The organism is Streptococcus sp. 27098_8_66, from assembly GCF_041431945.1.
GTDB lineage: Bacteria > Bacillota > Bacilli > Lactobacillales > Streptococcaceae > Streptococcus > Streptococcus dentalis.
This window is the reverse complement of sequence record NZ_JAPVYS010000012.1, coordinates 1-14,024: the sequence shown is the minus strand read 5'-3', so window position 1 is coordinate 14,024 and position 14,024 is coordinate 1. Positions and strand designations below refer to the sequence as shown.

The 14,024-nt window shown below is 44.0% G+C and carries 12 protein-coding genes and 1 tRNA gene; 4 read left to right on the top strand and 9 right to left on the bottom strand.

Features of this window, described 5'->3' with window-relative positions:
- Position 1: 1 nt before the first annotated feature.
- Positions 2–523: a DNA starvation/stationary phase protection protein gene (locus tag O3642_RS08440; protein ID WP_003001978.1), complete on the bottom strand. Its 522-nt coding sequence runs from the start codon at positions 521–523 to the stop codon at positions 2–4.
- A 169-nt stretch (positions 524–692) separates the two neighbouring features.
- Here O3642_RS08440 and O3642_RS08435 point away from each other — a divergent pair, with 169 nt between their 5' ends.
- Positions 693–1,163 carry a small multi-drug export protein gene (locus O3642_RS08435; RefSeq protein ID WP_003002130.1) on the top strand — a complete coding sequence of 157 codons (471 nt, stop codon included), beginning with the start codon at positions 693–695 and terminating at the stop codon, positions 1,161–1,163.
- 326 nt (positions 1,164–1,489) lie between these two features.
- Here O3642_RS08435 and tsf read toward each other — a convergent pair whose 3' ends face one another.
- A complete protein-coding gene (gene tsf, locus O3642_RS08430) occupies positions 1,490–2,530 on the bottom strand; it encodes a translation elongation factor Ts (protein WP_003001949.1) in 1,041 nt (346 codons plus the stop codon).
- Between the two features lie 82 nt (positions 2,531–2,612).
- A complete protein-coding gene (rpsB, locus tag O3642_RS08425) occupies positions 2,613–3,395 on the bottom strand; it encodes a 30S ribosomal protein S2 (RefSeq protein ID WP_003002189.1) in 783 nt (260 codons plus the stop codon).
- 263 nt (positions 3,396–3,658) lie between these two features.
- Between rpsB and O3642_RS08420 the strand changes: the two genes are divergently transcribed.
- Positions 3,659–3,729 (top strand) — tRNA-Cys (locus O3642_RS08420).
- 298 nt (positions 3,730–4,027) lie between these two features.
- On the opposite strand, the gene nusG is transcribed toward O3642_RS08420, so the two are convergent.
- The 3 genes from nusG to rpmG all read right to left on the bottom strand — a co-directional run bounded on the left by nusG (position 4,028) and on the right by rpmG (position 5,264).
- Positions 4,028–4,564 (bottom strand): transcription termination/antitermination protein NusG, encoded by a 537-nt coding sequence (gene nusG, locus O3642_RS08415; RefSeq protein ID WP_003002077.1) that lies wholly within the window; start codon positions 4,562–4,564, stop codon positions 4,028–4,030.
- A gap of 361 nt (positions 4,565–4,925) precedes the next feature.
- Complete coding sequence (gene secE, locus O3642_RS08410; protein ID WP_003002261.1) at positions 4,926–5,102, bottom strand: preprotein translocase subunit SecE; 177 nt, start codon at positions 5,100–5,102, stop codon at positions 4,926–4,928.
- A 9-nt stretch (positions 5,103–5,111) separates the two neighbouring features.
- Positions 5,112–5,264, bottom strand: coding sequence for a 50S ribosomal protein L33 (gene rpmG, locus O3642_RS08405; protein ID WP_003009043.1), 153 nt, complete (start codon positions 5,262–5,264; stop codon positions 5,112–5,114).
- Between the two features lie 144 nt (positions 5,265–5,408).
- Between rpmG and O3642_RS08400 the strand changes: the two genes are divergently transcribed.
- On the top strand, positions 5,409–6,320 hold the full coding sequence (locus O3642_RS08400; RefSeq protein ID WP_371605785.1) for a neutral zinc metallopeptidase: 912 nt from the start codon (positions 5,409–5,411) through the stop codon (positions 6,318–6,320).
- A 41-nt stretch (positions 6,321–6,361) separates the two neighbouring features.
- Here the strand turns inward: O3642_RS08400 and pbp2a are convergent, their stop codons facing one another.
- Complete coding sequence (gene pbp2a, locus O3642_RS08395; RefSeq protein ID WP_371605784.1) at positions 6,362–8,596, bottom strand: penicillin-binding protein PBP2A; 2,235 nt, start codon at positions 8,594–8,596, stop codon at positions 6,362–6,364.
- 103 nt (positions 8,597–8,699) lie between these two features.
- Between pbp2a and O3642_RS08390 the strand changes: the two genes are divergently transcribed.
- The gene (locus tag O3642_RS08390; RefSeq protein WP_371605783.1) at positions 8,700–9,563 is read left to right on the top strand and encodes an RluA family pseudouridine synthase; all 864 of its coding nucleotides are present in this window, start codon (positions 8,700–8,702) and stop codon (positions 9,561–9,563) included.
- A 305-nt stretch (positions 9,564–9,868) separates the two neighbouring features.
- On the opposite strand, the gene O3642_RS08385 is transcribed toward O3642_RS08390, so the two are convergent.
- The gene (locus O3642_RS08385; RefSeq protein ID WP_371605782.1) at positions 9,869–12,328 is read right to left on the bottom strand and encodes a GBS Bsp-like repeat-containing protein; all 2,460 of its coding nucleotides are present in this window, start codon (positions 12,326–12,328) and stop codon (positions 9,869–9,871) included.
- A 143-nt stretch (positions 12,329–12,471) separates the two neighbouring features.
- On the bottom strand, positions 12,472–14,024 hold a 1,553-nt coding region (locus tag O3642_RS08380; RefSeq protein ID WP_371605781.1), incomplete at its 5' end, for a GBS Bsp-like repeat-containing protein.

Below are 14,024 nucleotides of genomic sequence, written 5' to 3'. Positions count from 1 at the left end.
CTTATAATCCTGGTTCTTGACCAAGTTCAGCTGCCACCATCCAAATGTTCTTTTCAAGTTCTGCTTTAGCCCCAACAAAGATATCGTTGGTTACATCGTCGCCTTCAGCGTCGGTAACATCCAAAGCTTTTTGGTAAAGGCCGTCAAGGTAATGGAAGATTTCAAGAACACGTGTCAAGCTTTCTTCTACATTTTTCGTAAATGTTCCACGGCGTTCTTCAATATTGCTGTGTTCCAAAAATTCAGTCATGCTAGAATATGGCGCGCCACCAAGAGTGATCAAGCGTTCGCTCACTTCATCCAAGGTTGCATCCAAGCTGTCCATGTATTCGTCCATCTTTGGATGCCAAACCATAAAGCCACGTCCACGCATATACCAGTGTACTTGGTGAAGGGCAATGTGAGCGACGTAGAGATCTGCTACGACTTGGTTCAAGAGGGCTTTTGTTTCTGGAAGAGTTTCTTTATTAGAAGGTGCAAAAGTTGCTACATCAGTAGCTGCTTCATGTTTCATAGTTGTCATATCGTTTCTCCTTTTTTATAATGATTCTAATTAACTATATCTCTATTATATGCTTCCTCCACCAGAAAGTCAAGATAAAAGATTTAAAAAGTTCATTCCAAAGCTGGAATAGTTGTCAATTGAAGGAAGATACGATAGAATGAAGAAGACTAATCGAAAGGCTTGACTAATGAAATATATCTTTACCTTCCTGATCTCCATGGTTCCCCTTGTTGAATTGCGCGGGGCCATCCCTTTTGCCATTGCAAATGGTATTCCCTTATGGACAGCGCTCCTGATCGGAGTGATCGGAAATCTTCTCCCTGTCCCTCTGATCTTCTTCTTCGCCCGCCATATCCTCACTTGGGGGGCAAAAAAACCGATCATCGGAGGCTTTTTTAGCTGGTGTCTCAATAAGGGCCATAGAGGCGGACAGAAATTAGAAAAAGCTGCAGGAGACAAGGGAATCTTCTGGGCCTTATTGCTCTTTGTGGGAATCCCTCTTCCGGGAACTGGTGCCTGGACCGGAGCTCTTGCGGCCTCCATCCTTGACTGGGACTTCAAACGCAGTAGCCTCGCAGTCATGCTCGGAGTGATACTAGCCGGCCTCATCATGGGAACCCTGTCTCTGCTTCTAGGAATCGATACCTTCGCACATTAAGCAAATGAATGAGCCCATGATATCAGTTCACATAATATCTTCTCTGAATCTTTCCTTAGGTGAGTACGGACGTCAGCGAACTTCTATGAAGTTCCATGACTTAGTTTTGAACCTAAAGTTTCAAAACTCCCGAGTGCTTGAAACTTCATTGTTTCAAGCACTTTTCTCACGGCGGAAAGTTTCAGAAAGTATATCGATGAATCTTCGGTAACGTCTGTTATTTTTTGAAAACAAACTTTGTTAATATTTTAAAACAGCTTAAACAATGATATAAGATATTTTCCACACAAAAAGAGGTTTCCTTCGAAACCTCTTTTTGTTTATTCTTAGTTGTTAAGAGCTGCTGCCATTGTAGCTGCAACTTCTGCTTCAAAGTCATTTGAAGCTTTTTCAATACCTTCACCAACTTCAAAACGAACGAATTCGATAACTGAAGCATTTACTGATTCAAGGTAAGCTTCAACTGTCTTGCTGTCATCCATGATGTAGACTTGTGCAAGAAGAGTGTAGGCTTGGTCAACTTTTGTGTTGTCCAAGAAGAAGCGATCCATTTTACCTGGGATGATTTTATCCCAGATTTTTTCTGGTTTACCTTCAGCTGCCAATTCAGCTTTAATATCTTCTTCAGCTTGAGCAACCACTTCGTCAGTCAATTGTGCTTTTGAACCGAATTTCAAGTGTGGAAGAGCTGGTTTACCAACCATTGCACGGCTTTCGTTATCTTGGTCGATGACGTGGTTCAATTGTGCCAATTCATCTTTCACGAATTGTTCATCCAATTCTTTGTATGAAAGAACAGTTGGTTTCATTGCAGCGATGTGCATTGAGATTTGTTTAGCAAGTGCTTCGTCTCCACCTTCGATCACAGAGATAACACCGATACGTCCACCGTTGTGTTGGTAAGCACCGAAGTGTTGTGCATCTGTTTTTTCAAGCAAGGCAAAACGACGGAATGAAATTTTTTCACCGATTGTAGCTGTTGCAGATACGTATGCAGCTTCAAGAGTTTCACCTGAAGGCATTGTCAAAGCAAGAGCTTCTTCGTTGTTAGCTGGTTTACCTTCAGCGATCACTTTCGCTGTTGCGTTTACCAATTCAACGAATTGAGCGTTTTTCGCAACGAAGTCAGTTTCAGCGTTTACTTCAACTACTGCTGCAACGTTACCATTGACATAAACACCAGTCAAACCTTCAGCGGCAACACGGTCAGCTTTCTTAGCTGCTTTAGCCATACCTTTTTCGCGAAGCAATTCGATCGCTTTTTCGATATCACCTTCAACTTCAACCAATGCCTTTTTAGCGTCCATGACACCGGCACCAGATTTTTCACGCAATTCTTTTACAAGCTTAGCTGTAATTTCTGCCATTTTTGTTCTCCTATATTTTTTAATAAAATAAGAGGGTCGGGCTGAGCCCTGCCCTCTTAGGTTCGTTACTTATTGAATGAAATTAAGCGTTGTCGCCTTCTACAACTTCAACGATTTCTTCGATTGAATCAGCTTGACCTTCAGTAGCTGCCAATTCAGCTTCTACTGTAGCAACACTGTCTTCACCTTGACGTCCTTCGATAACAGCGTCAGCCATTTTCGCAGTGATCAATTTAACAGCGCGGATAGCGTCATCGTTCGCTGGGATGATAACATCGATATCATCTGGGTCAGTGTTTGTGTCGACCATCGCTACAACTGGGATACCCAATTTCTTAGCTTCTTTAACAGCGATTTGTTCTTTATGTGGATCCACAACGTACATTACGTCTGGGATACGAGGCATGTCTTCGATACCGCCCAAGAATTTTTCAAGACGAGCGCGTTGTTTGTTCAACAATGCAACTTCTTTCTTAGGAAGAACTTCAAAAGTTCCATCTTCTTCCATGCGTTTGATTTCTTTCAAACGAGCGATACGTTTTTGGATTGTTCCCCAGTTAGTAAGAGTTCCACCCAACCAACGGTGGTTGATGAAGTATTGACCTGCACGAACAGCTTCTTCTGCAACAGCATCAGCAGCTTGTTTCTTAGTACCTACGAACAAGATCACTGCATCGTTTGCAGCTGCATCACGCATGAAGTCGTATGCTTGGTCTGCATATTTTACAGTTTGTTGCAAGTCGATCACGTGGATTCCGTTACGTTCTGTGAAGATGTACTTAGCCATCTTAGGGTTCCAGCGACGAGTTTGGTGACCGAAGTGTACACCAGCCTCAAGAAGTTGTTTCATTGAAATTACTGCCATGAGTAGTTTCTCCTTTTTTGTTTTTTTCTCCTCTCTCAGACGTCAACTTGCAGCACGACCACAAGGGCAACGGTGCCACAATGGATCCGAGATGAGTATTTGCTGTCTTAGACAACTCTATAAGTATAGCAGAAATCACTAGAATTCGCAAGCTATTTGATAGATTTTTTCAATCCCTACGATGAAATGGTTTTCTAAAGTTGTTTGACGTAAAAAGTTTTCTTGACCTATCTTTATTTTTAGGTTACAATATTATATGTTATGGCGGTATAGCCAAGTGGTAAGGCACGGCTCTGCAAAAGCTTGATCGTCGGTTCAAATCCGTCTACCGCCTTGATAATAAAATTTTTTATCATCTTTTATCTTTTAAAAATTCCCCTAGCAATAGGGGTTTTTTGTTGCACTTTGGGTCCTTTCTTAATGATGGTTTTCCTAAAGCTTTCCTCTTCTATGCCAAGCACACCTCAAAAAATCCTAACAAATACTCTATGTAAACCAAGGTTCCCCTCAAAATGATAAAATCGTAATTGTCCTATCTGCTGCAACTATCAAGTACTTAAAAGTTATTTCCGATCTGAAATAACATCGAAGAAATGAACCCTCCAAGTTTTTCTTGGAGGGTTCTCGCTTTCTTACAATTCAGCAATTTGGTTCAAGTTTACTTCTGCAACCGTATCGTTACCGAACATAGAAATGACCATTTTCACCTTGTTGTTATCAATTTCAGTGATCTTACCAGTATAGTCTGTGAAAGCACCGTCGATGATGCGAACTGTATCGCCCACCTTGACATCCAAATCAAACTCTTGAACGGTTTGACCCATAGAGAGCAAGATGCTGCGGATTTCTTCTTCCAACAATGGAGTTGGTTTTGAACGGTTCCCGTGGGATCCAACGAAACCAGTAACGTTCGGTGTATTCCGAACAACAAACCAAGCTTCATCTGTCATGACCATTTCAACCAAGACATAACCTGGGAAGCGGTTTTCTTCGATTTCTTTTGTTTTACCGTTTTTCTCAACTTGTACGGTTTGAGTCGGAATCTCTACGCGCAAGATGTTTTCTAACATATTGTAAGTTTGCGCACGTTGCAAAAGATTCTCTTTTACCTTGTTTTCATATCCTGAGTAGGTTTGTAATACAAACCAGCCTTTATCAAAACTGTCCATTTGGGCATCCTTTCTTTCTGTTTAGCCTGCTCGAGCTTTTGTGAACACACTAAAAAAAGCCTCTTGGCTTTCCTTTTCCTAGCTTCATTATACCACATTTTGCAGGAATGCAAAGAGGTTTGCTGATTTATTTTTTAGAAAAGAGCACAAAAGTGGGAGTGGGAAAGAATTCCAAGAAATTTAAAGAGGTTGAAGAGGTTGAAGAGGTTGAAGAGCGAACAAAGACTTAGGATACTTGCTTCGCAAGTTTTATCCGCCACCTCAAAGCAGTGCTTTGAGCAATCAGCCACTGCGTCTTGTAGTTATTCCTATCAAACATCAAAGGCTGGACAGTTTTTGCCCAGCCTCATGGCTTCTTTTCTTAAAAAAAATTGATCATGTGCAATAGGCCACGTGCAATGACTTTGTCGAATAAATAAATCAATGCAACAAAGAAAGCGGTGTACTCAATCACTGAGATAAAGTTTTTCCATCTTTCCTTGCGATTTGGCCAAGTTGTATCTTTTAGTAAGACGAAAATATCTTTAATGAATTTCACAACTCTCTCCTATCGTGTTTCTTTATGGATGGTATATTTGCTGCAATGTTTGCAGAATTTATTAACTTCTAAACGTGTTGGTTTTGGCGTCCCACTCAACTTAATGGAGTAATTGCGTGACCCACAAACCGTACACGCTAGACTTGCTTTTTTTAATGCCATAACGCCTCCGTTCACCTCATTATAGCAAGTTTTCCACGTTTTGACAAGGACAGAAACCCTTCTGTCAAGAAAAAAGTAAATCTAAAGCGTTATCACTCTGGTTTTCACTTCATTTTTGGTAAAATAAAATAAAAGGAGACGAATATGAAAAGTGATAACCTAAAAGAAAGTAGAAATATCGAAGACCGTCGAGGGCAAAGCTACTCCCAGTCTTCCGGCAACAGTAACCTTGGCGGGGGCATTTTACAAATTTTGCTATCGCCCGGAAGCTTCAAGAGTAAAATCATCATCATCCTTCTCATGGTTCTTCTAGGAGGGGGAGCTAGCCTTGGGAGTCTCTTTGAAAATGGGACTTCTTCTCAGCCTTACCAGTCCACCCAAGTCACGCGCAACAACAAGACCCATGTAGACGATGCAGATGCCCAGTTCGTCAGCAAAGTCCTTGGGACAACAGAAGATCATTGGCACAAGGTCTTTCAAGCCGAAGGACGGACCTACCAAGAGCCTAAGCTAGTCTTCTATACCGGACGGACAAAGACAGGCTGTGGGGTTGGGCAAGCATCGGCTGGTCCCTTCTACTGTCCAACCGACAAGAAAATTTATTTGGACATGAGCTTCTATAAGGAATTGACAACTAAATACAAGGCCAGCGGGGACTTTGCCATGGCCTACGTCATCGCCCACGAAGTCGGCCACCACGTACAAAATGAGCTGGGAATCCTTGGCAAATACCATCGTATGCAGCAAGGACTTTCTGAAAAGGAACGAAATGCCATCAGCGTTCGCATCGAGCTGCAAGCCGACTATCTAGCAGGTGTCTGGGCCCGTTCCATTCAAGACCGAAACCTTCTAGATATCGGTGATATCGAAGAAGCCATGAATGCGGCCCATGCGGTCGGTGACGACACTCTCCAGGAGCAAGCTTACGGCTACTCGGTGCCAGATAGCTTTACCCACGGGACCTCAGAGCAACGCATGCGCTGGTTCAAACGGGGCTACCAGTACGGAGATTTGCAACACGGCGATACCTTTAGCTTGTCAGATAGTGAACTTTAAATACAAAACGATTCAGAAGAAGTTCTGAATCGTTTTTATGATTAGAAACCAAGCCAGCCTTTGAAGGTATCCCAAGCGTTTTTCGCTTTTCCTGGGATATCGGCTTCGTCGATTGCTTTTTTCGCATCATCGACCATATTCGATGCCTTCTCTTTGACATCCTCAAAGAAACCTTTGTCTTCTTTGCTATCTGTTTCTGTCGTTTCTTCTCCGACTGGCGCAATACCATTTTCAGCATAGGAGTTCTTCACCGAGTCAAACTGAGTACCGTCTGTATAAGGCAGGACACTGCTTGCGACATTGCGAAAGATCTCCGACGCCGTTCCAGCACTACTATCGGTTAGGTAATGACCTTCATCGGTCGTTGGGAAACCAAGCCATTGACTGATGACAACATCTGGCGTGTAGCCGATTACCCATTGGTCTCCAGAGAGGTCCTTGTTAAAGCTGGTCTCTGTCGTACCAGTTTTCCCTGCCATAGTATAACCATATGGTGCAGCGTTGACCCCTGTACCGTTACTGAAGGTCCCCAGCATCATATTGGTCATCTTATCCGTTGTGGATCCACTAAGCACCCGTGTTGATTTCTGACTGTGACTCTTGACCACTTGTCCACTTGCATTTTCAATCTTGGTAATGAGATGGGCATCATTCATGACCCCACCATTGGCGAAGGTCCCATAAGCTTGTGCCATCTGCATTGGATTGGTTGTCACACCGGCTCCCAAGGCAACGGCAAGCGACTTGTCCACCTTGTCCATGTTGAGCCCGAATTTTTTCCCGTATTCAAAGACCGTATCGAGACCCAATTCATTCGCCGTTGCTACGGCTGGAAGGTTAAGGGATTCTGCCAAAGCCTGGTACATTGGTACCGTTGGGCTCGACTGGATTCCCGCATAGTTATTAACCTCATAGCTTCCATATTGGGTGGTACTATTGTCCAACTCCTTATTAGTCGACCAACCTTCAGCAACAGCTGGGCTATAGACGACTAATGGTTTGATGGTTGATCCCGGACTACGGGCAGCCTGGGTAGCGTAGTTGTAGGTACGGAAACCTGGATTTTGATCGCTTCCGACACGCCCTACGAGAGCCCGAACCCCTCCGGTCTTAGGATCGAGGGCGACACTACCAGATTCCGCGCGCGTGCCGTCTTCCGCTACTGGGAAGAGGGCCGTATTGTCATAGATCACCTGCATGCTTGCTTGGTAATTCTGATCCAGCTCGGTGTAGATCCGGTAGCCATTTTTGACAATGTCTTCTTCGGTCAAGCCGTATTTATTGACCGCTTCATTGATAACCGCATCAAAATAGGATGGGTAGCGGTAATCCTCCGACTTGCCTTCATAGGCATCGACTAGCTGGCCATGGATATCGACAGCAGCAGACTGATCAGCTGTTTTCTGGTCAATATAACCAGCTGCCACCATATTTTGGAGGACAGTATTGCGGCGATTGGTCGCATTCTCTACCGAATAGAGCGGGTTATAGATTTCAGGCCCCTTGAGCATACCGGCGAGTACCGCGGACTGATCCAAGCTTAATTGACTGGCTGAAACCCCAAAATACTTCTTGGAAGCATCCTCAATTCCCCAAACCCCATTCCCAAAATAGGCATTGTTGAGGTACATGGTAAGGATCTCTTTTTTACTGTATTTCTTATTGATTTCAAGCGCCAGGAAGAATTCCTTGGCCTTGCGTTCCACCGTCTGATCCTGAGACAGATAAGCATTCTTGGCTAGCTGCTGGGTGATAGTCGAACCACCACCTGAGCGACCCAGGGTCAAAATCGCTAAGAAGAAGCGACCATAGTTGATCCCGCTATTCTTGTAAAAGCTCCGGTCCTCTGTTGCGACCACGGCATTTTGCAGATTCTCACTAATGGCATCGAGTTCGACATAGGTTCCTTTTTGCCCGGTCAAACTTCCCGCCTGGTCCCCATTCTTATCATAGATAATGGTGGTCGCCTTCAGTGCACTCTGCAAATCCTTGACGTTGGTCGTCTTAGCGAGGTAGAAGAGATAGCCCCCTATCAAGAGGCTAAAGCCTAGCCCAATGATCAGGAGAATCTTGGTCAAATGGAAGCGGCGCCAAAAACGACGGAAGGGGTGCTGAGAGAGGGGCTTGCTTCTGTGCTTGCCTGAGCGACTATAGGTTGGCTCTACTGTCTCTTCCTGTAGTTCTGTTTCTGGCACTTCTTCTGCCACCGCTTTTGGGGGATGATCCTTTCTAAAAAAAGTGATCAGGTTTTCAAATAATTCTTTTATTCTATTCATATCTGTTATTTTAACACCTTATCCTTGTCCTAGCAAGAAAAGATCGCTCATCCCCTTCTCCCATTTAGTTTTCTTTAAGCTTAGATTTTGCTACAATAGGGTCATGAACTATCAATTTACCATTCCACAATCCTTTCCCCAGATGACTGTGAAAGAGCTGCTTGAGGACTACTTCCTCATTCCCCGTAAGATCCGGCATTTTTTACGAACCAAGAAGCACGTCTTGGTCAATGGCGAGACCATCAACTGGCAGAGCCCCGTTCAAAAAGGAGACCAGATCCAGCTGATCTTTGATGCCGACGATTACCCTGAAAAAGAGCTCCCAGCCGGAGACCCGAGTCTGGTTGAAGAACTCTATCAGGATGAGCATGTCATCATCGTTAATAAGCCTGAAGGCATGAAAACCCATGCCAATGAGCCGACAGAAATTGCTCTTCTCAACCATGTTTCCAGCTATGTTGGATCCACCTGCTACGTCGTGCACCGCCTAGACAAGGAAACCAGCGGGGCGATTTTATTTGCCAAAAATCCTTTTATCCTGCCCATTCTCAACCGCATTTTGGAAGATAAAAACATCCAACGCGAGTACTGGGCCTTGATCCAAGGTAGCTTAGCACAAAAAACCATCGTCTACAAGGATAAAATCGGACGTGATCGCCACGATCGGCGCAAGCGCCTGGTCGATCCACGTAAAGGACAGTACGCAGAAACCCAGGTGACGCAACTGAAAAAAATCGGGCGAAACAGCCTGGTCAAATGCCAGCTCAAGACGGGGCGTACCCATCAGATCCGGGTTCATCTATCCCATCATGGGCACCCGATTGTTGGGGATCCTCTCTATAACCCTGCACGCGGAAAGCGACTCATGCTCCATGCTCACCGCTTGACCTTTACCAATCCATTAACCCTTGAAACCATCCAAGTCGAAGCCCCTTCCAAGAGTTTTGAAGAAGGGTTGAAAGATTGAAAAAAAGAAGCCATAGGGCTTCCTTGGAGAATGTAAACAAACCGTTGTTATAGACAACCTAATAACTTCCATTAAGACAAAAAATTTTATTGCTTAGAGTTATTCAATCATCTTCTGAAACTTTCCGCCGTGAGAAAAATGCTAGAAACAATAGTGTTTCTAGCACTCGGAATTATTGAGACCTTAGGCTCAATAATTAGTCATGGAACTTCTTTGAAGTTCGCTGACGTCCGTACTCACCTAAGGAAAGTTTTTAGAATGACTTTGTCTTCATTCAAAAAAGAAGCCACAGGCTTCTTTTTTTATTATTGATAGCGAGGGGTTGCAAATCCACGAATATTGCCATGGCCGATCCGGTAGGTATTGCGACGGACTTGGTTGTTGGAGTTTCCTTCAATGGTATGAATAATCCCATTTGAGACGCTTTCGACAATTCCGATGTGATCCGCAAAGCCGTTATTTGGCTGGCTATTTTGATCCCAGTTAAAGGTGATGATATCCCCTGCTTTTGGTGTAGAGGCACCATTTTCATTCCAAATGCCCAAGCGTTTGAAGATCTGAATGTGACGTTCAACTCCACATTCACGACCAATCAAACCGCTCAAACCTTCCCGCTGGAAGACTGTTGTGACAAAGATATCACACCAATCATCGGTCGTTTTCACTGCATACCCCACTGGAAGTGGTTTGACACTGTTATAATCATTAACCAATTGATGGTGAGCTGCGGTACCGCCACGAACGCCAACTAGACTAGCTGCTGCCCGTAAGACACGGTCCCGTTGCCCATTCGGCACACGAGGACTAAAAGCAGTTTGATCTGCTGTTACACGAGGATGGAGGGCTGTTTGACCAAGGTTAAATCCTTCAACACCACCATCGACATAATCTACATAGACGTGAGTGGTGTAGTTTCCCTGTTGATACTGGTGATTGGCTGTAGAAACTTGCACTTCTGTGTGCATACCAGAAGGTGCTGTTGCATACCAGAAAAGATTTTCTTGATGTGCTTTAGACCAGACAGCAACACGGATATTCTTAATCCGGCGTCCCTGAGGCGCTTGATCCACCGTTACCGTATAGGTTCCAGCACCAGAATTAACATTCTTGATCCCTGTTTGTGTCTTTGTCTTAATATTTCGAAATTCGACATCTGTAGTCGTTGTTCCAACACCCACACGAGAGCCATCATTTTGGATGTAGTAGAGGTGGATATGGTACTTACCAGTAGAGTTCTTATGATCGCTCGCTTTGATGGATACCTTGTAGTCTCCATTTGATTGGCGAGTCGCTTCATACCAGCGAATATCGTCTTGACCGTCCTTATCAGACCAAGTTGGGACTTGGACTGTTCGCACACCTTTAGGGCTGTAGACATCCTTAATGATGACGTCAAAAGTCCCCGTATCCTTGTTGTTGTTTTGAATAATAAGATTGCCAGTTGGACGAGATTGATTTTTGAAATCAATAAAGGCTTTTTTGACAAACTTGTTTTGACCCTTGGCATCCACATAGAAAACTTGCGCTTCATACTTGCCATCGGCATTTTCGTGATCACTAGCTTTCGCAGTCACTGTGTAGGAACCATCTGCTTGGCGAGTCGGAGTGTACCAGACAATGTCTTTCATGCCATTCGCATGAGACCAGAATGGAATCTTCACTTCCTTATAGCCATCGAAACCTTGAAGATTCTTGGCAGTAATCGTGAAGGTGCCCTCTTTTTCTGATTTTTTTATGGTCAAATCAGCAGATGGTTTGGGAGCTGTATAATCAACAAAGGCCTTTTTCACAAACTTGTTTCGACCTTGGGCGTCCACATAGAAGACTTGCGCCTCATACTTGCCATCAGCGTTTTCGTGGTCATTTGCTTTCGCAGTTACAGTGTATGAACCATCTGCTTGACGCGTCGGAGTGTACCAGACAATGTCTTTCATACCATTGGCATGAGACCAGAATGGAATCTTCACTTCTTTATAACCATCGAATCCTTGGAGATTCTTAGCGGTGATTGTGAAGGTACCCTCTTTTTCTGATTTCGTAATGGTCAGATCAGCAGATGGTTTGGGAGCTGTATAATCAATAAAGGCCTTTTTCACAAACTTGTTTTGACCTTGAGCATCTACATAGAAAACTTGCGCCTCGTACTTGCCATCAGCATTTTCGTGAGCACTCGCTTTAGCTGTTACGGTATATGAACCATCTGCTTGACGAGTCGGAGTGTACCAGACAATGTCTTTCATGCCATTGGCATGAGACCAGAATGGAATCTTCACTTCTTTATAACCATCGAATCCTTGGAGATTCTTAGCTGTGATAGTAAAAGTACCTTCTTCTGACTCTGATTTTTTAATATTCAAATCTGCAGAAACCGGAGAATCCTGTTGAGGTACACTCTCAGTTCTTGCTGCTACCACTCGTGCGCGTGCGCCGTATGGAGCGCGACTAGCTACCACGGCAGGTGCTGGATGCTCTGTTGCACCCTTCTCGCTAGTGACCTGCTCAGAAGACGGGTTATCACTAATAGTAGGTGTGATAGGTGCTGTCTCTGTTGCAACGGTATTTTCTGTCTGAACACCTTTCTCAACTCCCACTCCTTCGTTCACAGTATTCTGCGCTTCTGATGAAGTTGTTGTTTTTGCAACGATAGCTGATGTATTTTCTGGTGTTTGATCGGACGTACCTTTCTCATCGGCTTTGGCTTGTTGTGTCGAAAAAGCTAACAAAACAGCTGCTCCGGCATAAAAAATAAAATCTTTCTTTTTCATGTATCTTCCCTTACAATTTTTTGACGGATTCTACCCACATAGTAGTATTATAGCACAAATCGCCAGATCACGAAACAACTTCATTAGAAGATTTTATCCTGTTTTTAAAGAAAACAGAAGGCCAGATTAGCCTTCTGATTAGCTTATGCAAAAATAGAGAAGAAAGGTGCTCCAAGCTTGTTATCCATTGGGTCTTTACTCTTAATAGAGTGGAGATAATTGATCGAATACCAGCCGTTGTTGCCACTATTATATGGATCGCGTACGTAGGTTCTTCCATTGTCATAACCATGCAAGACCAATTCATGAGTATAAGGATCGCTAGTAAATTGGCTATTGCCTACCGCAGCAAGTACATGCTTGCCAGCCATGAGGGCTTCTGCAATGCCTCCAGCTCCATTAACCAATTGGCTCTTCAAGCCCCAGTCACGAGTGGCAGCTACAATCCCATCAGAATCTGTTCCTGCTTCACCTTTGTTGAATGAATCAGTATTGTTGTAGAGATAATCAGCTACTGTTGTTGGCAAAATAGTTCTACCAAGGATATCTGTGAAAGTCATAGCAAGAGAGGTTGGTACACAACCTGACTGATCGACATTGCTCACACCGTAATATTTCCCAGCCCAACGAGGATCACGTTGAGAATAATAGGTTGTTCGTGGATTCACCTTTTGATTTCGTGGAGACAAGGCTGTTTGACCGAGGTTAAAGCCTTCAACTCCCCCATCTTTGTAGTCCGCATAGACGTGAGTAGTATAGTTGCCTGCTTCATTACCGTGATTATTAGCAGAAACTGTGATCTCTGTGTGCATACCTGTCGGCGTTGCAGAATACCAGTAAAGATTTTCTTGATGAGCTTTAGACCAAGCGGCGACACGAATGTTCTTAATCTGACGCCCCTGAGGGGCTTGATCTACAGCTACTGTATAAGTCCCGTTCGTTGCATTGACATTCTTGATAGAAGCTTGCGTCTTGGTCATGGCATTTCGGAACTCCACGTCTGTAGTCGTGGTACCAATACCAATCCGAGAACCATCATTTTGAATGTAGTAAAGGTGAACATGGTACTTACCAGTAGAGTTCTTGTGATCGCTCGCTTTGATGGATACCTTATAATCTCCGTTCGCTTGACGAGTCGCTTCGTACCAGCGGAGATCATCCTGTCCATCCTTATCCGACCAAGTTGGGACTTGGACTGTTCGCACACCTTTAGGATTGTAGACATTCTTGATGACAACGTCAAAAGTACCCGTATCCTTGTTGTTGTTTTGGATCAAGAGAGTGCCAGTTGGACGAGATTGATTTTTATAATCAATAAAAGCTTTCTTGACAAACTTGTTTTGACCCTTGGCATCTACATAGAAGACTTGCGCTTCGTACTGGCCATCGGCATTTTCGTGATCGCTGGCTTTGGCTGTTACGGTATAAGAACCGTCTGCTTGGCGTGTCGGAGTATACCAGATGATATCCTTCATCCCATTGGCATGAGACCAGAATGGAATCTTCACTTCTTTGTAGCCTTCAAAACCTTGGAGATTCTTAGCCGTAATGGTGAAGGTACCATCTTTTTCTGATTTTGTAATAGTCAGATCAGCTGCAACAGCGTTGGCCAGTTTTGTCGCTGTATAATCGGTAAAAGCCTTTTTCACAAATTTGTTTTGACCTTGGGCATCTACATAGAAGACTTGCGCTTCGT